Source organism: Paraburkholderia lycopersici (assembly GCF_900096975.1).
GTDB lineage: Bacteria > Pseudomonadota > Gammaproteobacteria > Burkholderiales > Burkholderiaceae > Paraburkholderia > Paraburkholderia lycopersici.
This window is the reverse complement of the sequence record NZ_FMYQ01000028.1, coordinates 63632-83193: the sequence shown is the minus strand read 5'-3', so window position 1 is coordinate 83193 and position 19562 is coordinate 63632. Positions and strand designations below refer to the sequence as shown.

17 protein-coding genes are annotated in these 19562 nt (G+C 66.9%); 12 read left to right on the top strand and 5 right to left on the bottom strand.

What is annotated here, in order from left to right:
* Positions 1-154 precede the first annotated feature (154 nt).
* Positions 155-2149, bottom strand: a complete 1995-nt coding sequence (locus tag BLU17_RS25265; RefSeq protein ID WP_092002995.1) for a putative bifunctional diguanylate cyclase/phosphodiesterase — start codon at positions 2147-2149, stop codon at positions 155-157.
* 152 nt (positions 2150-2301) lie between these two features.
* Between BLU17_RS25265 and BLU17_RS32635 the strand changes: the two genes are divergently transcribed.
* Positions 2302-2622: a hypothetical protein gene (locus BLU17_RS32635; RefSeq protein WP_143189334.1), complete on the top strand. Its 321-nt coding sequence runs from the start codon at positions 2302-2304 to the stop codon at positions 2620-2622.
* Between the two features lie 36 nt (positions 2623-2658).
* Here the strand turns inward: BLU17_RS32635 and BLU17_RS33310 are convergent, their stop codons facing one another.
* The 3 genes from BLU17_RS33310 to BLU17_RS25250 form a co-directional block, all read right to left on the bottom strand.
* Positions 2659-2802, bottom strand: a complete 144-nt coding sequence (locus BLU17_RS33310) for a hypothetical protein (RefSeq protein WP_176929194.1) — start codon at positions 2800-2802, stop codon at positions 2659-2661.
* A gap of 51 nt (positions 2803-2853) precedes the next feature.
* Positions 2854-4173 (bottom strand): cytochrome-c peroxidase, encoded by a 1320-nt coding sequence (locus BLU17_RS25255; protein ID WP_092002989.1) that lies wholly within the window; start codon positions 4171-4173, stop codon positions 2854-2856.
* Between the two features lie 76 nt (positions 4174-4249).
* Positions 4250-6880, bottom strand: a complete 2631-nt coding sequence (locus BLU17_RS25250; RefSeq protein ID WP_092002987.1) for an alkaline phosphatase family protein — start codon at positions 6878-6880, stop codon at positions 4250-4252.
* Between the two features lie 367 nt (positions 6881-7247).
* Here BLU17_RS25250 and BLU17_RS33305 point away from each other — a divergent pair, with 367 nt between their 5' ends.
* The 11 genes from BLU17_RS33305 to BLU17_RS25200 all read left to right on the top strand — a co-directional run bounded on the left by BLU17_RS33305 (position 7248) and on the right by BLU17_RS25200 (position 18155).
* Positions 7248-7415: a hypothetical protein gene (locus BLU17_RS33305; RefSeq protein WP_176929193.1), complete on the top strand. Its 168-nt coding sequence runs from the start codon at positions 7248-7250 to the stop codon at positions 7413-7415.
* Positions 7416-7695: 280 nt separating this feature from the next.
* The gene (locus tag BLU17_RS25240) at positions 7696-9069 is read left to right on the top strand and encodes a DNA-binding protein (protein WP_092002981.1); all 1374 of its coding nucleotides are present in this window, start codon (positions 7696-7698) and stop codon (positions 9067-9069) included.
* A gap of 525 nt (positions 9070-9594) precedes the next feature.
* Positions 9595-10857, top strand: a complete 1263-nt coding sequence (locus BLU17_RS25235; RefSeq protein WP_092002978.1) for an ABC transporter substrate-binding protein — start codon at positions 9595-9597, stop codon at positions 10855-10857.
* Between the two features lie 127 nt (positions 10858-10984).
* Entirely contained in the window at positions 10985-12196 is a 1212-nt protein-coding gene (locus tag BLU17_RS25230; protein WP_092002974.1) for an ABC transporter substrate-binding protein, read from the top strand.
* Between the two features lie 28 nt (positions 12197-12224).
* Positions 12225-13097, top strand: coding sequence for a branched-chain amino acid ABC transporter permease (locus BLU17_RS25225; protein WP_092002971.1), 873 nt, complete (start codon positions 12225-12227; stop codon positions 13095-13097).
* 5 nt (positions 13098-13102) lie between these two features.
* Entirely contained in the window at positions 13103-14110 is a 1008-nt protein-coding gene (locus tag BLU17_RS25220) for a branched-chain amino acid ABC transporter permease (RefSeq protein WP_245747011.1), read from the top strand.
* Positions 14097-14837 carry an ABC transporter ATP-binding protein gene (locus BLU17_RS25215; protein ID WP_092002968.1) on the top strand — a complete coding sequence of 247 codons (741 nt, stop codon included), beginning with the start codon at positions 14097-14099 and terminating at the stop codon, positions 14835-14837. Before BLU17_RS25220 ends, BLU17_RS25215 begins: the two co-directional genes overlap by 14 nt.
* On the top strand, positions 14830-15531 hold the full coding sequence (locus BLU17_RS25210; RefSeq protein WP_092002965.1) for an ABC transporter ATP-binding protein: 702 nt from the start codon (positions 14830-14832) through the stop codon (positions 15529-15531). The genes BLU17_RS25215 and BLU17_RS25210 overlap by 8 nt, the downstream gene beginning before the upstream one ends.
* Before the next feature lie 320 nt (positions 15532-15851).
* Positions 15852-16037 (top strand): hypothetical protein, encoded by a 186-nt coding sequence (locus BLU17_RS33300; protein ID WP_176929191.1) that lies wholly within the window; start codon positions 15852-15854, stop codon positions 16035-16037.
* Complete coding sequence (locus BLU17_RS25205; RefSeq protein WP_245747010.1) at positions 16018-16764, top strand: type IV pili methyl-accepting chemotaxis transducer N-terminal domain-containing protein; 747 nt, start codon at positions 16018-16020, stop codon at positions 16762-16764. Before BLU17_RS33300 ends, BLU17_RS25205 begins: the two co-directional genes overlap by 20 nt.
* Positions 16761-18155 (top strand): MFS transporter, encoded by a 1395-nt coding sequence (locus BLU17_RS25200; protein WP_092002958.1) that lies wholly within the window; start codon positions 16761-16763, stop codon positions 18153-18155. The genes BLU17_RS25205 and BLU17_RS25200 overlap by 4 nt, the downstream gene beginning before the upstream one ends.
* Positions 18156-18370: 215 nt before the next feature.
* On the opposite strand, the gene cobA is transcribed toward BLU17_RS25200, so the two are convergent.
* The gene (cobA, locus tag BLU17_RS25195) at positions 18371-19147 is read right to left on the bottom strand and encodes a uroporphyrinogen-III C-methyltransferase (protein WP_092003075.1); all 777 of its coding nucleotides are present in this window, start codon (positions 19145-19147) and stop codon (positions 18371-18373) included.
* Between the last annotated feature and the right edge of the window lie 415 nt (positions 19148-19562).

Here is a 19562-nt window from a genome sequence, read left to right as displayed (position 1 = left end):
GGCGCGCCCCGTGAAGAAGGCGAAAGTCGGGGGGAGGAACAGGCCGCCATAACAGTGGCGCGTCTTTTTACGGCAGATTCGCTAAAACATTCAGTGAATTTTTTGTGACACGGCCGGGCCGCCGACCCTCGGCTGCCGCGCGCCGAGGGCTTCATCAAGCGGGTGGCGTGGCCGCGCGGGCCGCCCCATTGGCGGCGATATCGGCGATCGTGCCCGCGCTGACTGCGCGGCTGTAGAGGAAACCTTGCGCCTGCGTGCAGCCGTTCTGCAGCAGGAAATCGCGATGCCCGCTGGTTTCGACGCCTTCGGCGATCAGTTCGAAATTGAGCGCCTTCGCCACGGCGATGACGGCGAGCGTGATCGCTTCCGTTTCCGCGTCCTGACCGATTTCCCGCACGAATTCGCGGTCGATCTTGAGGCGATCGACACGAAAGCGCTTCAGATACCCGAGGCTCGAATAACCGGTGCCGAAATCGTCGATGGCGATGCGCACGCCCATTTCCCGCAGACAGGCCAGTGTCCGCGCAGCAAGCTCGGGACTGTGCATGAGCGCGCCCTCGGTCACCTCGAGCTCGAGCAGCTCGGGCGGAAGGCCCGAGTCGCGCAGCGCCTGCCGGACCTGGCCGATGAGGTCGCCATGCTCGAGCTGCAACGGCGAGACGTTGACCGACACGCGAATCTGCCGCGTGCGCTGCAGATTCCAGCGCGCCGCTTCGTGGCACGCCTCGCGCAGCACCCATGCGCCGATGCCGCGAATCAGTCCGGTTTCCTCCGCGATCGGGATGAACACCGCCGGAGAGACGCTGCCGAGCTCCGCGTCGGTCCATCGCAGCAGCGCTTCGGCGCCGATCATCTCTCCCGAAGCCATATCGAATTGAGGCTGATAGAGCACGCTCAGCGCGCCGTTTCTGAACGCCTGGCGCAGGCGCGTCGAAACGCGCAGGCGCGAGGTGGCCGCTTCGCTCAGCTCGGGGCGATAGAACTGGTACTGGTTGCGGCCGTTCTGCTTCGCGAGGTACATGGCGGCGTCGGCGTTGCGCACCAGCGTGTCGGCGTCGCCGCCGTCGACGGGATAGATGCTGATGCCGATGCTGGCCTCGATGAAGAGCTCGTGGCCCGACACCTGCACCGGTTCCGTCATCGCGGCGAGCAGCGAGTCGAGCAGCGGCACGAGCAAAGGAGTTGCGCCGTTGGAGACAAACATGAATTCGTCGCCACCGTAGCGCGCCACCGTGCCGCTCTCGCCGACGACATGCTCGATTCGCCTCGCGATGTGCGCGAGCAGCGCATCGCCAACCCGATGGCCGAGCGAATCGTTGACTTCCTTGAAATTGTCGAGATCGAGGAAAATCACGGCGAGCGTTTTGCCCGTTCGCCTGGCCTCCTGCAGCTCCAGGGTGATGCGTTCGTCGAAATGTTTGCGGTTCGAGAGGCCGGTAAGCGCGTCGTACTCGGCGCGATGCCTGAGTTCAGCCTGGGCGGCCAGTTGCGTCGTGACGTCCTCCATGACGCAAAGCGTCGCGCTGCGGCCGTCGAAAGCGGTTTGCAGCTGGAACACGTTCATCGAGCGCAACTCGCCGCTTTTCGTCCTGTGCTCCCAGATGGCGGTGCCGCCGTCCTGTGCGCGCGAGCGTGCGAGCGACGTGCCGAGCAGCGCCGTTTCGTCCGTTCGCAGATCGGCGAGCCGCAGTTCGAGCATGTCGCTGGCGCGATAGCCCATCGCTTTCGCCGCCATGTCGTTGACGGCGACGAGGCGCGTGGACGCGTCGTCGACGATCCAGATCGGCAGCGGGTTCAGCTGGAACAGGCGCTGATACTTCTTGCGGTTGACGTCGGCCGTATGGAGCGCTTCGCGCAACGATTTCGTGATGCGCGCGTTGCGGTGAAGGAGGGCAATCAGCAGGCATGCCGCCGCCAGTCCCGACCCGAGCAGTAGCGCGGAGGCCATCTGCGAATCATGGGAGGCCCTCGTGACCGACTGTTCGAGATGTGCGTCTTCGTCCATGCGGATCTCGCCGATCTTCTGCATGGTCTGGAAAAAGCGCGCATCGAGTTCGCCGAGCGACGGCGTGTCCATTTTCACGCTGCCCGGCCTGAGCATGGAAAACATCGCGAGCCGGTTGCTCAGCCCGCCCAGATGGCGAATCATGTCCTTCAACTCGTCCAGCAGGGCGATGCAGCGCGAGCGGCCTTCGCAGGTCTGCTGCGCCGCGCTGGCGTTGTCGATGAGCGCGGGAAGCGGATAGATGTAGGCGCGCGGCGATAGAACGGCCGCGTGCCGATCACGGTGTAGAGCTGCTCATGTTCGTCGAGCAGGGCGTTCTGCAGTTCGTCCAGATTCTTCTTGATCGATTCGACCGCATGCTGCTGTTCGAGCGCATGCCGTTGCTCCTGCGATTGCCGGATGGCGATCGCGGTATTCAACGCAATGGCGGACAGGATCGTCACCAGCGCAAGCGGCGCGACCAGTCGCGCTCGCACCGCGCGCAACCGCTCGACGACCGCTGGTTTCCCGTCCGGACGTTGTTCCGCCCCCGTCTGCCTGTTCCTTCCCTGATTGCTCATCGCGTCGCGCCCGCCATCAATGCATTCGGCATATCGACACCAATCCGGGTAACTTGAGGGCAAACACCGGCCAGAGCCCGGGGCGATCGCGCGTCAGACGCGTCCCGACCTGCTGTGCGGCTGCGCCGTGATATCAGGCGGATCAGGCGGTGCGTGGCGCGCGCCCGGACGTGGGGCGCGCAGATGGAACAGCGTGCCCGCAATGCACGACGTCATGATGCGGGTCGTGCCGGCCATGCGCCGCCTCGAGGCCGCGCCCGCTGCCCGCGCCCAACGGGCGCGTGGACTTCAATGCGCGCCACCGGCCTTCTGGCCGCCGGGCGAGTCCGAATACCCGTCGTTCAGGGTCTTGAGGAAAGCGACCAGATCGCGAATGTCCGCTTCGCTCAACGCAGGCTTCCTGCCCGGCCTCTGGCCGAAGAACGGCGGATCGAGACGATCGACGTCGTCGCGATACGCCGGCGGCAGATCGTCGTAGACGACGAGCTTGCCGTTGCGGCGCGGATACGATTTCTCCGGATGGATATCGCGCTCGAAATAGAAGTGCAGTACGTCCTCGATCGAATGGAAACGGCCATTGTGGAAGAACACGTGGCGCGTCGTGACGTTGCGCAAGGTCGGGTCCTTGAACAGGCCGCACAGGTTCGTCTGCTTCGCGAGATCCTTGCGATACGGTCCGCACAGACCCATGTCGAAGTAACGCGGGTCACGGTTCGCCGGAATCTCGGGATTGCGGGGCACGCCAAGCGCAATGTACTGGTAGTCGGTGAACTGCGCGGGACGGCCGTCCGGTCCGGGCTGGTCGAAGTGGCACTTCGCGCAGTTCCCGCGCATTGGATCGTTGTAGAGCGCGTAACCGCGCAGCTCCTGCGGCGTGAAATCCGCATGGCCCGACATCACCGCATCGAATTTGCTCGTATAGGGGTGGAAGCTCATGTCCTCGGTCTCGAACGCCTCGATCGCCAGGCCGACGCTGTCGAACGCCTTGTTCGGGTCGTCGAACACACCTTCGCCGAACACCTGCCGGAACGTGGCGGCATAGGCGCTGCGTCGCACCTTGCCCGCGACCTCGGCGCGCGTCGTGTTGGCCATCTCGTTCGGATCGAGCATCGGATGCGCGGCTTGCTCGTGCAGCGATGCGACCGAGCCGTCGCGCAGGAAGCCGCCCGCCGGTCCTTCGTCCTCCGAATTTTCCGAGCTCGGGAAAAAGTAATCCGTCGTGAAATGCGGGGTGTAGGCCATATAGCGCAGCGAGGGTACGGCGCGCACGCCGGACCGCTTGAGGTCAGGGCCGCCCAGTTGCACGGCCAGGCCGTTGGGCGGGCCGTAAGCATGCTCGGGGCTATGGCACGACGCGCACGACATCTTGCCCGAGCCCGACAGCGTCGCATCGAAGAATATCTGCTTGCCCAGCATGGCCTGCGGGCTCAACGGCTTTGGCGCCGCCGGATATTTGATCCACTTCTGCAGGGACGGCCTGGGCGGCACGGGAGCGGGAACGACGGGCAACGTCTGCGAAGCCTGCGCATATGCGAGGGAAACGGCGAACGCGCCAGCCAGCAGGCTCGCCGCATGGCGCGCGGCGGTTCGGATGAAGCACGGGATCATGACGAATCGGATCGGATCTACTCAATCAAGAGGCGGGGCACGTGGCCCCGCCTTTCTATGCCAAGGGACGTTTCGTTCAGAAGTTGAACATCGTCATGAGGTCGCCGATCGTCGGCGTCTGGTTCGCCGGCAGATACGAACTGGCCTGCATCGCCGGATTCGGCAGACGGTCGCGGCTGCGCGGCGACAGCGGCGCGAGACGCCAGTTGCGCTCGATGAACTTCAGGATCGACGCGTGATCGTTGTACGTGTGGTCGATCACGTTGGTCTTCGCCCACGGCGAAAGCACGATCAGCGGGATACGCGGACCGTCGCCGAAGAAGTCGACGTTCTGGATCGGGCCCGTGTCGAAGTGGCCGCCGCCTTCGTCGGTCGTGATGATGACGGCCGTGTTGGCCCACTGCGCCTTGTTCGATTGCACGGCCGCCAACACCTGCTGGAGCCAGCCTTCGAACGCCGCCGGCGAGGAGAAGCCCGGGTGGCCGCTATACGTGTTGGGCGGAACGACGAACGACACGGCCGGCAGCTTGCCGGATGCGGCCGCCGTGATGAAGGCCGTCTGGTCCTGCAGGTTGGCGCTCATCGCCGGACTGGTCATGACGTTCCGCGAGGCCACCAGCGGGTCGCCGATGTTGTTGTACTCGGCCGACTGCAGCAGGCCGGCAATCGAAGACGACAGCGACGACGGAAGCCCCAGCGCGCTCACGAGCTTCGACGCTTGCCCGGTCGTGTCGGCCGTATCGCGCGCGGACGTGTACCAGCCCCAGCTCACGCCCTTCGCGTTGAGCGCTTCGGCGATCGTCGGCACGGTCTGCGGCGGGTAGTTGTAGTCGTTCGCGCCGATCGGCTGCGTCGTGCCGGCCGTGGTGTAGCCGGGGTTGTAGTTGTTGACCAGGTAGTACTTGCCGGCGTCGCAATTGCTCGCCACATGCTTCGACGCAAGGAAGCCGAGGATCGCCGCCACGCCCGGCTGCGCGCTGTCCGAGCAGTTCACGTACGAGCCGCCTTCGTAGCCGTCCTGCGTGTAGAAGTTGGGGTTCGCGCTGCCTTGCACCGGGTTCGGGTTCTCGATCTGGTTCGACGGCGGCGTCGCGACCGCGCCGTTGCTGTTGAACCACGGCAGGTCGCCGGTGGCGATCGAGAAGAAGTTCATGCCGGTGCCGCCCATCACCGCCTGGTGATAGTTGTCGCTGAGCGCGCCTTGCTTCGCGAGAGACGCCCAGAACGGCGCGTCGCCGGCCGCCATGTTCATGAAGCCCATCAGCTCGCCGCCCTGGCCCGGCGTGGCCGCCGTGACCTGATTGCTGCCCGGGGCGTTCTCGACCGTGCTGCCGCCCTGGCCGGCCGTTGCGGCGACCCAGGTGTAGAGATCGAGTTTGGAGTTGTCGCCGCCCGTCTGCTGCCACATCTGGAAGAAGCGGTGCACCGGATCGCCGGTGGTCGCCACGAGGCCGAGCGCGGCATAGATCGGTGCGGCGGCCGTATAGGCCGCGCTGCCCGCCGCCGCGCCCACCGCCGTGCCCGACGGCGCGCTATAGCTGACGAGCGAGCCGTTCGACGCGTTGGCCGTGATCTGGAACGGACCGGCCGGCAGCGACTGGGGGAAGTCCGCGTCGGCGAGGCCGAACAGATAGGACGTCGGCGAGACGGTCGGCGCCTGTTGGCTCGCGACTTCGCTCAGGTAGGTCTGGAGGCCCGCGACGGTGAGGATGCCGGTGTTCTGGGGCGGCAGCAGCGTGGCATACGAGCCGGTACGCGCCGGATTGATCGAATAGGTCGAGCCGCCGGCGGCCTGGTTCTGCTGCGCGAGCGCGAAGTTCGGACCCGGCGTGCCGTCGGCGTTGACGATGCCTTCGGACAGCAGGTTCTTGACGCTCTGGCCCGAAGGCGCCTGATAGGTGCCGAACAGCCCGTCGAAGGTCTGGTTCTCGCCGATGATCACGACCACGTGCTGGATCGGCGTGGTGGTCGCGCCCGTGGCGAACTGCGGGTTGCCGTTCGCGGCCGTCTGCACCTGCGACTGCTCGGCGGCGACCTGCGAATCCGACTGCGACGGAGCCAGATTCAGCGCGACGTTGCTGCCGGCCGTTATCGAAGGCAAGTGGACCGTTCCGGTGTGCACCACGATCGGCAGCGTATCGAACAGGTTGTCGAGCGGGTTGCTCGAATTCGCGACATAGCTGCCGCCGAGCGGATTCGTCACCGTCACGCCCGCCGCCGCGAACAGCGGCTGCAGCACGTTGAGCACCACGGTCGTTTCCTGGGCAATGCTGCTGGACGAGAGCTTCGCGGAGGCGATCTGCGTGCCCGTGGGCGCGGCGGTCAGCGTCGTGCCGAGCGCACGCTGTGTGATCAGCGACGTCAGCGGGTTCAGGTTCGCGACGGCGGAGCCCGAATTCGACGCGTCGAGCACGGACGAGAGCACGGCCGGCGTGCCGTCGGCATCGGTGATCGGCGCGGTCAGCACATAGGGCGCCTTGCCCGAGAGCGTGGCGGTGAAATTGCCGTTTGCGTCGGTCACGGACGACTGCGTGGTCGCACCCGTGCTGTCGGTCGCGGTGACCGTCACGCCGACGAGCGGTGCGCCCTGTGCGGCAACGCCCGAAACCTTCAGGCTGGAGGGCGCGGAGTTGCCGCTCGAGCCGCCGCAGCCATACAGGCTGGCGAGCGCGGCCGCGCAGGCGAGCGCGGAAAGACGCCATTTCATAGGGGACCCCATCGACTATATGTACGTGTTGTGGCGCGGTCGTTTTGTGACACTTTCGGGAAAGCACGACGCAACGAGCGCAGCGCGATTTTTTCGGAACCATGAAACAGGTCGATGACAACGCAACGAATTAGAGGGGATCGTCAAGTTACGAAAAATTCTGCATGGCGTTCGCTGGCCCGCCGGCCTGGAAGCCGGGGGGCGCAGGAGACACCGAAGCGATCGCGCAACAGGCGGGCGCGATGCCGGATCGCGCTGGCCTCGTGAAGCGGGCCGCATCGCGAAGAGCGACGGGACGATTCGTTATCCGTATCAATTGGCGGGGCGCGCGTGGGTGCGAATCCTGTCGCCGTCGCGTCGCCCATGCGTGCTCGCCCCGAGCCTTGCGTTCGTGGCCGTAGCGGCGAAGTCCGGACGCAACGTGGCGGCATTGCGCCGCACAGCGCCGGGCTCCGATTTCGACGACATCCTGGTGAGCCTGGTGAGCGGCGCCCGCTACTTCGCGGGAAAAAACGCGCGGCGCGAATCGGGCTGAACGGCGAACTGCCGCGCAGGCAACGGCGGCAGCCTTGTCGCGTATTCGCCATGGAGAATGGATATTGTCTGCAGAATCGCGAGCCGTCACGACCGGTCCCGGCGGTACGCCCGACAGACGCAATCTCGTGAATACCTCCTGCTAACCCCGGCTTTTCGAAGGATTAACCGCCGCGCCGGTACCCGACAATCTGGAGAAACGCGAGGTGGGCGGCAGAGCGCGCCTGGCGACCGAACGACGAACCGGCATTCGTCACCATCCGCACTTTCTCGAGGCAGATATGTCAAGCAGCATCACGATCACGGACGAACTGGTTGCTGAAATCGCGAACCGGATGGCCGACGAGGGCCAGAAGGTAACGCCCATGGCCATCTGGTCCGAAGTCCATACGGGTTCGGTGGTTTCGGTGGCGGCGTCGTTGCGCAAGTGGCGCGAGGAGCGCGGGCCGCGGGTCCCGCAGGTCGTGGAGCGTCCGGCGTTGCCGCAGGCCGTCACGGACACGATGCGCGATGCGCTCGACCGGCTTTGGACCTCGGCGCAGGACGAGGCCGAACGGGCGGTGGCGCGGCGGCTACTCGCGATGCGCGAGCGGGTCGAGGACGCTAGCGGCGAGCGCGATCTCGCGCTCGAGGAACTGCAAACCACCGTCCAGGAACTCGATGCGCTGCAAGGCAGGCTCGACCAGATGACGAGCGCCTACGAGCAGAAGGCCGATGCGGTGGCGGGTCTGGAGGAGGACATCGCGCTTGCGATGCAGCGGAGCGACGCCGCGGAAAAGCGCGCCGCGGAGCTTGCGGAGCGCGTTTCGACCCTCGAAGCGGAGCTGGCGGGCGCGATGTCGGAACTGGCGGCGCACCGCGAAGCGGCCTCGCGGGCGGCGGAAGACGCAAACGAGAGCGCGCAGGCGGAGCCGGTCGCGGCAAGCGGGGACGACGCATCGGTGCGCGCGGCGCAGGAGTCTGCCCATGCGGAAGCGGTCGCGCGGCTCGAGGGCGAGCTGGAGGCGATTCGCGCGGCGCTGCGGGCCGAACAGGACGCGCACGCTGCCCAGCGGGAAGAGGCCGCGGCGGTGCACGCCGAACGGGATGCCGCCGCGCTCGAACTGCAAAACGCCCAGGCGCAGCTCGCCAGTCTGACCGATGAGCGCGATGCCGGCACATCGGAAATCGCCAGGCTCTCGGCCAGCCTGGCGGAAGCGCAGCAGCGCGCAGCCGAACTCGCCGGGAGCGCGGTGGCGAACGAAGCGGCAGAGGGCGCCGATGCGGCTTCGGCGCAGGGTGCCGACGCGCAGGAAATCGAGGTGTTGAAGGCGCAGATCGCGCGCGACGCGCAAACGCATGCGGCTGCCGTCGCCGAAGCCCGCGAGACCGTCAAGAAGTGGTCCGAATACGCGAACGGACTGAAGCAGCAACTGACGCAGGCCAGCGAGAAGGCGCTCGTCGGCCATGCCCGCAGCGCAGGCGAGGCCACCTTGAATCGCCGGCTCGCCGCCGAGTTGGGCCAGGTTCAGCCTGAGCACGAATTGCTGCGCAAGGAGATTCAGCAGCAGGTGGTCGCCGAAGCGGTCAGCGCCCAGCTCGAGCAGCAAGGCTACCACTACGACGCGGCGACGGGCGTGGTGTCGAAGCTGAACACCGAAGCCTCGCCGGCGTGACGTCGGGGTGGACGGCGCATCGCGAGCACGACGACGCGAGACGGACTTTGCACCCGGTATGAAGGAATGTTCCGCGAAGTCCGGCGCCGGACGATGAATTTTCGCCCTGCACATGCCGGTCGATCGGCGTTTTTCTCGCCGCAGCGCTGGCGTCGAAACCGCATTCGAACGGTGGCGCGCGACGCGCCACGTTGAAGAACGCGCCACGGCGGCGCTTGCACGCCGGGTCCGCAAACCCGGCTCCGACTCCGGCGCCGCGGCGCACCGCTCCTGATCCGCTCCCCGCACACCTGACGCCGCCGCCCTCCTGCTCGCGACGCGGCACCGCTTCGTCAACGCCGCGCGCCCCCCACGCATCGGGACAAATGCCGACTTCCAGTCAGCCGAACGCCTGCTTTCCCGAAAACGAATTGTTGGCCTCGCGCGCCTCCACCACACTGGCACCTGTCCAGCGGCGCACCTCGCGCGCGCCGCGCAGCAAAACGCCAAGGCACACACAAGCCCCCGAAAGGCGAAGGAGGAGACATGACGCGACTCAAGGCTCGCGAGCAGCACGCGTGCATCACAGCTTCCGCGCGGTGGCGCGCGCCGCGCCGCCGGCCCGTTTGCGCGGGTCTGCACGGCGGGCTGGCGGTGGCGCTGACGGTGGCGCTGGCCACTGCCCTCACGCCGTCGCTCGCGCACGCCGCCGAGTGGCGCGTGGGCGTGGAGCTGCCGCTGACCGGCGCGCTCGCGCAGGCGGGCACGGAGATGTATCGCGGCATCCAGGTGGCGGCCGACATTTACAACCGCCGCCATCCGCAGGACAAGATCACACTGGTGACCGTCGACGACGAGTCGAACCCCGCCAAGGCCGTCGCCGCCGTCGAGCAGCTTGCCTCCCGGCACGTGCTCGCGATAGCGGGCGCGGCCAATTCGAACTGCGCCGGACCGGCGTCGGAAGCAGCGAACAAGGCGGGCCTCGTCTACGTGACGTCAGGCGGCACCAGCGACGACATGGTCTCGCGCGGCCTGAAGAACTTCTTTCGCGTGAGCAACACGCCCGGCTACACGAAGGGCATGGTGGGGCTCTTTAACGCGCTGGGCGTGAAGTCGGTGGCGATCGTCTATTCGACGAAGGACGCGACGAGCGATCTCGCGAAGCAGCTCGACGCGGCGCTCAAGGCGCAGGGCGTGAAGACCGTGCTGCACGCCTACGACCCCTCGATCAGCGACTTCAAGCCGCTCATCAACAAGGTCAAGCTGCAGGACAAGCCCGACGCGATGGCCATGCTCGGCTACGAGAACGACTACGTGGGCATCCTGCGCGCCTCGCGCGTGCTCAAGCCCGACCTCAAGGCGATCGCGGCGCCGTGGGCTTTCGCGAGTCCGAAAATGGCCCAGTCCTTCCCCGACCTCGTGCCGAACGTGTACGGCGCGACCGTGCTGTCCTCGCCGGCCGACTATCGCTCGTCCGACCAGCGCGATTTCTCCGACACGTACCAGCGGCTCTTCAAGACGACGTCGAACTATCAGTCGCAGACCTCGTTCGTCTATGCGCAACTGCTCTTCGAAGCCATTGCGAGCGCGCAGAAGGCCGGCACGCTCGAAAAGGGCGGCCTCGCCGACACGCTGCGCGCCACGCACCGCGACGACACTTTTCTCGGCAAGGTGGCCTTCGACGCGCGCGGCGACAACACGAACTACGTCGCGCACATGGGGCAGTTCGCTCGCGACGGCAAGCTCGCACTCGTGTGGCCCGCGAACTACGCGACGGCGAAGCCGGTGTATCCGGGCGTGCCCTGGTGAGCTGACGCGTATGCGGGGAAATCGCATCGCGCGTGACGAAGCAAACACATAGAACAACGAAGCAAACCGCGAGCACCGCGATCGACGGCGCCGCGCCACCTCATTGAGACAACGGTTTGGAGGTCCGATGGTTCGCATCGCTACTCGCAGCAAGCCGCGCGCGCTCGTGCGAGCGCTTTCCCGCCTCGGCGCGGGCGCGGCATGTGCCTGCGCGCTGCTCGCACACACGCCCGCCGCGTTTGCCGACGTGCTGCCCGTGGGCGTGGAGTTGCCGCTCACCGGCTCGATGGCGCGCGCAGGCAACGCGCAGCTCGAAGGCATCAAGCTCGCCGCCGATCTTTTCAACCGGGGCGAGGGCAAGCACAAGGTCGCGCTCACCGTGATCGACGACGAGGCGCAGCCGGCGAAAGCCGTCTCCGCGGTCGAGAAGCTCGCGTCGCAGGGCGTGCTCGCCATCACGGGCGGCTACGGCTCGAATTCGGTGAGCCCGGCTTCCGAGGCGGCGGACAGGGCCGGCATCGTCTACATCACCTCGGGCGCGGTGGACAGCGCGATGACCACGCGCGGCCTGAAGCACTTTTTCCGCATCGGGCCCGCTTCGGGCTACTCGAAGGCCGTGGTGGGCCAGTTGAATGCCATGGGCGTGAAGTCGGTTTCGATTCTCGTCTCGACGAAGCAGGCCACCAGCGACCTCAGCAACGAAGTCTCCACGCAATTGCGCGCGCAGGGCGTGACGGTGACCGTGCATGCGTTCGACCCCACGATGACGGACTTCAAGCCGCTCGTGAACAAGGTGCGCCTGCAGGACAAGCCCGAAGTCCTGCTGATGATCGCCTACGAGAACGACTATCTCGGCATTCTGCGCGCCGCCAGGGTGTTGCGGCCGCAACTGAAGGCCGTGATGGGCGCATGGTCGATCGTCACGCCGAAAATGGCGGCCGATTTTCCCGATCTCGTGAACAACGTGATCGGTTGTGCAATGCTGCCGTATCCCGCACAGCTCGGCTCCGCCGAAGGCAAGTCCTTCGTGGACGCCTACCAGGCCGCGTATCACAAGGAACCCGACTATCTGGCCGAGTTCGCGTACGTGCAGTCGCGCCTCCTGTTCGACGCCATGGCGCGCGCTGCCGACGCGGGCACGCTCGGGCAGGACGGCATCGCCACGGCGCTGCGCGCAAAGCCGCACGACACGCTGATCGGCAAGGTGGCCTTCGCGCCGAATGGCGACAACCCCGCGTTCCTCAACAACATGGCGCAGATCCAGGGCGGCCGCATCGTGCTCGTGTGGCCGAAGGAGCGCGCCACGGGCAAGCTCGATTACCCCGCGTTGCCGTGGTGAGCCGAGGCGCCGCAAAGGAGAAGCCGCAATGACCGACCTGTTGCTGCAATCGCTGTATTCCGGCGTGCTCGTGGGCGGCGCCTACGCGCTCGTCGCGCTCGGGCTCGCGCTGGTGTTCGGCTCGATGCGCATCATCAATCTCGCGCACGGCGAACTGGTGCTGCTCGCCGCCTATATCGCCTGCACGTTCGAGACGAAGCTCGGCCTCAATCCCGTGTTCGCGATTCCCGTGGCGATTCCCGTGGTGTGCGCGGCCGCGGCGGCGGCGTGGTATCTCGTGAGCCGCATCAAGCGCGACCGCGAGCTGAACTCGCTGATCCTCACCTACGGTATCGGCATCGTGCTCACCAATGCGGTGCTGCTGGGCTGGGGCGCCGACGTGCGCTCGACTGGCAACGCGTGGCTGCAGGACAGCGTGATGCTCGGCGACCTGCTTTCCATGCGCAGCGAAGTGCTCTCGTTCGGCATCAGCGTGCTGCTGATGCTGGCGCTCTGGTGGTGGCTTTCGCGCTCGTGGTATGGCCGCGCCGTGCGCGCCATTTCCAGCAACCGCGACGCGGCGCGCCTGATGGGCATCGACCCGCGCAAGACCGAGCGGATCTCGTTCGTCGTGGCCGGGCTGCTCGCCTCGTGCGCGGGCGTGTCCATTTACGCCTCGAGCGCGATCCAGCCGTCTATCGGCGAGGCGCTCACGGTGAAGGCGTTCGTCATCACGGTGCTGGCGGGCGTGGGCTCCATTCCGGGCGTGCTGGCCGGTGCGATGCTGCTCGGCATCACCGAGGCGCTCACGGTCACGCTCGCGAGCTCGGCGCTGCAGGAGCTCGCGGGCATGCTGCTGTTCCTGCTCGTGCTCTACGTGCTGCCGAACGGCCTGTTCGGCGTGGCGAAAAGAAGAGGATGAGACCGATGGACATGATGCATTCGACACATTCCACGAAGGCGGCAACGGCCCGCTCCGCCCCGCGCCTCGCCGCGCTCGCCGGCGTGCTGGCCGTGCTCTATGCGGGGGTGCCGCTCATGTTCGGCCAGAACCTCTATCTGATGAGCCTGGCGGTGGCCTCGCTCACGATTGCGGGCGTGGCGCTTGCGTGGGCGCTGCTCGGCAATCTCGGCGGCATGGTGAGCTTCGGGCACGCGGCGTTCTTCGGCGTCGGTTCGTATATTTCGGCGCTTCTCACGCTCAAGGCCGGCTGGCCCGTGTTTCCCGCGATACTCGCGGGCGGCGTGGGCGCGGCGCTCGCCTCGCTCGCAATGGCGCCTGCACTGCGCCTGAAGGGACCGTACTTCGCGCTCGCGATTCTCGCCTACGCGCAAATCTTCCGTATCGTCGCCACCGAATGGTCGGGCCTCACGGGCGGCGCGAGCGGCCTTTCCAGTATTCCGGGCCTGCCGAAGGTCGCGGGATTCGACTTCGGCAGCAAGAGCGGCGGCTACCTCGTGGTGCTCACACTCGTGCTCGCGTTCGCCGCCGTCTATGCGCGGCTGCGCGGCGGCTACGTAGGCCTCGCGCTGCGCGCGATGCACGAATCGGAGGACGCCACGCGCGTGGTGGGCGTGAACAGCGTGATGCTCAAGCTTGCCATGCTGATGCTCTCCGCGCTGATGACGGGACTGGTCGGCGCGTTCAACGCGCACTACATCAACTTTCTCGAACCCGATTACGCGTTCAACGCGAGCTGGGCCGTCGTGCCGATCATCGCGGCGATCTGCGGCGGCTATCGCACCATACTCGGGCCGCTGGTGGGCGCCGTGACCGTGTATCTCGCCGATCAACTCGTGCTCAAGAGCCTCTTGCCGACGGGCCACCAGATCGTGCTGGGCATGCTGCTCGTGGCGATGATTATCGTGAGCCCGGCGGGCCTGACCGCGCTGCGCTTCAAACGTATCCGTCGAGGTGTCCATGCAGCAAGCTGAACAAGCGGCACAACTGCGCCTGCAGGACGTATCGATCCGTTTTGGCGGCATCACGGCGGTGAACGGCGTTTCGCTATCGCTCGGCACGCGCGACGTGGTCGGGCTCGTCGGGCCGAACGGGGCAGGCAAGACCACGCTTTTCAATGCGATTTCGGGCCTCGCGCGGCCCACTGGAGGCTCGATCCGCTTCGGCGACGTGGACCTCCTGAAAGCGCCGCTCTACAGGCGTGCGCGCCTCGGCATCGGCCGTACGTTCCAGGTGCCGCAGCCCATGCACGAGCTCACCGTGCGCGAGAACCTCGTCGTCGCGCAGCGCTTCGGCGCGGGGCGCGTGGACGAGGCGCGCATCGACGAAATCCTCGCGTTCCTCGGCCTCGAAGGCAAGGCGGAGCGCGACGCCGCCACGGAGCTCGCGCTCACGGAACTGAAGGCGCTCGAAGTGGCGAAGGCGCTCGCGACGGCGCCGAGGCTCCTGCTGCTCGACGAAGTGCTGGGCGGCCTCGAAACGGCCACCAAGCGCCGCTTCATGCAAACGCTGCTGGCCGTGCACGAGCGCTACAACGTAGGCATCCTGATTATCGAGCACGACATCGAGACCGTGATGAACCTGTGCCGCCGCGTGTGCGTGCTGAACTTCGGCAAGCTGATCGCCGACGGTCCGCCCGCCGAAGTCTTCCGCGATCCCGAAGTCGTGCGCAGCTATACGGGAGAGGCCGCCCATGCTTGAAATCAACAGTGCCCGCGCCGGCTATGGCGCGATCAACGTGTTATGGGACGTTTCGCTCGATGTCGCGAGCGGCGAGGTCACGACCATCGTCGGCCCGAACGGCGCGGGCAAGACCACGCTGCTGCGCGCGATCATGGGGCTCGTGCCGCTGGAGCGCGGGCAGATCGCCTTCGACGGCGACGCGCTCGCTGGCGTGCCGACCTGGGACATGGCGCGGCGCGGCATTGCGATGGTGCCCGAAGGCCGCATGATCTTCCGTGACATGACGATCGAGGAGAACCTCATGCTGGGCGCGTTCGCGAAAACGCGCCGCGCCGGGGCGAAGGCGCAACTGGAGGAGGTCTATGCGCTCTTCCCGTTGCTCAAGGAGCGCCGCGCGTTGCCGGCGGGCACGCTCTCGGGCGGCCAGGCGCAGATGCTGGCGCTGGGGCGCGGGCTGATGTCCTCGCCGCAGCTCATGCTGATCGACGAGCCTTCGCTCGGTCTCGCGCCGGTGATGGTGCAGGAAGTGTTCGCAATCCTCGAACGCCTCAAGACGGCCGGGCGCACCATCGTGCTGGTAGAGCAGAATACCGGCATGGCGCTGCGGCTTGCCGACCAGGTGTACCTCATGCAGGGAGGCAAGGTCACGTTTGCCGCGCGCGCGAAGGACGTGAACGTGGACGAGCTTCACGACATGTACTTCGCGCGCTAGTGCGCTGGCGCAGGGCGCCGCGCCAGCGCCCGATTCTTCGGTCCTCTGGGCGCCACCTCACGCCGCGCCCGCGCGTGACCGTCGAGCCGGGCACCGGCCTGCGCAAGGCAAGCCGGTGCCCGGCCTTGGTGCGAGCCTTCGCTGCGGTGCACCAGTAGCAGTCACCTGACGCACACGAATGGCGGCGCGCCGCGCTGTCCGCGGCTCGATCCGGACCGGCGCAAATCCGCTCGCGCGGCTTTGCGCGCGGTTCCATCCGGTTTCCCCCTCTGAATGGCATGGCTATTGCTTTGTAGCTGCCGGGGCCAACGCAGGCCCCGATGAATTGCATTGTTCCGCCCTTGTGCGGGAAAAGTTCGATCAAGCGGGGCAACGGCGTCCCGAAGCGACAACCCATCGGCAAAATGTGCCTGACGGGGTGCGCTTCGGGACGCTTTTTTTTTGTGCGCGTGCGCCGCAAGGCCATTCGCATTACTAAAGATGAAAATGCGGCCAACAACACCTGACGTCTCCGCGGAAATCGTCGGCGAGCTCATCAACCTGGCTGGGCGTCAACGCATGCTTTCGCAGCGCATCGTCCTCCATGCGTTGCTCGGCTCGCGCGGCGACAGCGCCGCCATCGCCGTTGCGCGGGCGTGCCTCGAAACGTTCGCGGTGTCGCACGCGCGGCTCGTCGAGGGCGACGAACGCTTTCCCGGCGTATTTTCGATCGCGCTGCGCGAACTCTACTTCGGCGCGCGCAAGGCCGATGAGCGCATTCGCGCCTTCATGAAACTGGCCACGCAGGCATTCGACTGCCTCGAGCGCGGCTCGCATGACGAAGCCGCCCGCGCCGCCGCCATCTCGCGCCTCACGGCTGAAGCCACGCCGCTGCTCGACCTGCTGCAGGCGCTCACGCAGGCATACCAGGACGAAATGCGCGGCGTCGAGGCCGCTGCGGCGAAGCGTCAGACAGGCCTGATCGAGGAGCTTGCCGCCATTTCGATGCGCGCGACCATAGTCGCGCTCAATGCACGCGTAGCCGCAGCGCGCGCCGGCCCGTCCGGGCGCGAATTCGCCGTCATAACGGCGGAGCTTGCCGATGTGATCGGCGAAATGGACCGGCTCGTGCAAGGCGTCGTCGGAAAGCGGGAAGTCAGCGCGGGCACGCCCGAGAGAAATTCTGGAGTCCGAATTCAACGGATGCATGCCCGCGCCGCGGGTGGAAATCCACTACTGGGGAGAACCTCGTGAAAGACCTGGCAAGTTCGCTCAAGAGCGGTAACTGGCGCGCGCTGATTGCGTGCTTCCTGTACTTCGACACCGGATTCACGGTCTGGGTCATGTTCGGCCCGCTCGCGCCCTTCATCCAGAAGGACATTCCAATGACGCCGGCGGAACTCGGGCTGCTCGTGGCCGTGCCCGTGCTCGGCGCGGCGATCCTGCGCGTGACGCTCGGCAATCTGTACCAGGCTTACGACGGCCGCCGCGTCGCGCTGCTCGGCATCGCGCTCTCGGCGATTCCCTCCGCCGTGCTGCTGCTGATGCCAGGCACGCCGTCCTATACGCTGCTGCTCGTGCTTGGCGTGCTGCTTGGCGTGGGCGGCGCGAGTTTTGCCGTGGCGCTGCCGATGGCCGGCAGCAACTATCCGCCGAAGGTGCAGGGTCTCGTGCTCGGGCTCGCCGCAGCCGGCAATATCGGCGCGGTGCTCGACGGTTTTCTCTTCCCGGGGCTTGCCGCCCACTACGGCTGGGCGCGCGCGACGGGCGCGGCGCTCCCGCTGCTCGCGCTTGCCGCGACGGCGGTGACTTTCTGGGCTCGCGATCTCGGGCAGAAGTCGGGTAGCGCCGCGCAGGCGCTGCGCGCGTTCTGCATGACGCTGGCGGGCCTCGTCGCGCTCGTGCTCGCCGTGCATGCAGGGGTGTTCGGCGCCGGCAAGACCGGGGTGCTGCTGTTGCCCGTGCTCGGCGCGCTGCTCGCCATCGTGGTGTTGCCGCGTCACTATCGCGCGGTGCTCGCGCAGGGCGACACATGGGTGGTGATGCTCGTGTACAGCATCACGTTCGGCGGCTTCGTCGGCATGTCGTCGTATATTTCGACGCTTCTTATTTCGCTCTACCAGGTACCGAAGCTCGAAGCGGGTGTGGTGATGTCGCTGCTTGCCCTGACGGGCGCGATGGTGCGTCCGCTCGGCGGCCTGGTTGCCGACCGCATTTCGGGCGTGCGTGCGCTCGTGGTGCTGCTCGCGGCGATCTCGGCGTGCGACTTCGCATTCGCGCTGTGGATGCCGCCGTTCGCCGCCGGCATCGCGCTGCTCGCGTTCACCTACGTGTGCTTCGGTCTTGGCAACGGCGCGACGTTCCAGCTCGTTCCGCGCCGCTGGCAGGGGCGCACCGGCCTGATGTCGGGCATCATCGGTGCGGCGGGCGGCATCGGGGGCTTCTATCTGCCGGTCATCATGGGCATCGCCAAGGAAAGCACCGGCAGCTATCAAATGGGCTTCGCGACGTTCGGCGTCATCGCGGCGGCGGCGTTCGGCCTCGTGGTGCTGCACCGGGCACGCTGGCTCGAGTGGGCGCTGCCCCAGGAACCGACTCTGGCGCCCGCCATCGTGCAGGGCGCGCAGGCGAGCGCAGGCAACTGAGGACGGTTGCGCCGCTGTCTGCGGCTTGTGCCGGATGCGCCCGAAACGGCGTTGGCCGTAGCGGGCGCAGCGCGCGTTACGCGGGTGTTGCCATGAAGCGATGGCCCGAAGTCGGTTCGCGCGACGCGGCATCCTGGGCCAGGGAATCGGACCTGGGAAAGCACCTTGCCGCCAACGCAAGAGGGTGCCCCTGCTTCAGAAAGTCGTCATGCCTTTCATGCGCTTCGCCGCAGCGCCTCGCTTCCCGCATCGTTCGAATCCATGTCGAATGAAGCCGCTTCGCCCATCGCGTTGCCGACGAGAATGATGGCGGGACTGCCGAGACCGGCCGCCCGGGCGCGCGCCGCGAGGGTGCCGAGCCTGCCGGTTACGCGCCGTTCGTTCGCGCTGCCGGCCCATTGCACGACGGCGGCCGGCGTGGCGTCGGCGAGCGCGCGGGCGAGCGTCGCGCAAAGCGAGTCGATCCGGCTCATGCCCATATAGATGGCGAGCGTCATGCCTGTCGCGGCGAGCGCCGCCCAGTCGGGTTCGCTGTGGTCGCGCAGATGCGCCGTCACGAATATCACGCCCTGGCAATGATCGCGGTGCGTGAGCGAGACGCCGAGCCCGGCCGCCGCCGCGAACGCCGACGAAACCCCGTTCACGATATCCACCGTCACATCCGCGCGGCGCAGCGCCGCGAGTTCTTCCCCGGCGCGGCCGAACAGCAACGCGTCGCCGCCCTTGACGCGGACCACGTGCAGGCCGCGGCGCGCGTAGCGCTGCATCAGGCGCTCGATGAAGGCCTGCGGCGTCGAGCGGCAGCCTCCGCGCTTGCCTACGCGAATCACGCGGGCACGTGGCGCGAACGCGACGATCTCGGGATTCACGAGATCGTCGAGCAGCACGACGTCGGCGCTCGCGAGCACCTTTGCCGCTTTCAGGGTGAGCAAATCGGGATCGCCCGGACCTGCGCTCACCAGCGTCACCTTGCCCTGCTTGCCCGTCGCCATCGTCTTTATCCTTTCGCGTTGCGCGCCCTGCAGCGCGCGCGTCATAAAGAAAATGGCGTCCGCTCGCCGCTTGCGACGAGGGGACGCCATTGTCCGGTTGTGCCTGAATCGCGGCGCACGAAGCGGCCGCCCAGGACGGTTCGAATGAGATTGCATCGCGCGGCATCGTTGCCGGCGCACTGGCTCACGCAAGTTACAGACCAGCTTGTGCGTGATCGGATCGCGTGAGCTCCGGCGCGGCGCGCCCCCGATTCATTGCGCTTCGCCATATACCCGCGGGCGCACAGCGAATGTGCTGCGCGGCACCATTGTTGTGCCCGCCTGCCTCGCGATGCGCGCTCGCGTGGCGCGGCCAGCGCGTCGCGTAAAGACCGCAAACGCAGGGTGGAAAGGGCTTCGCGCGCTGTGCTAGCAA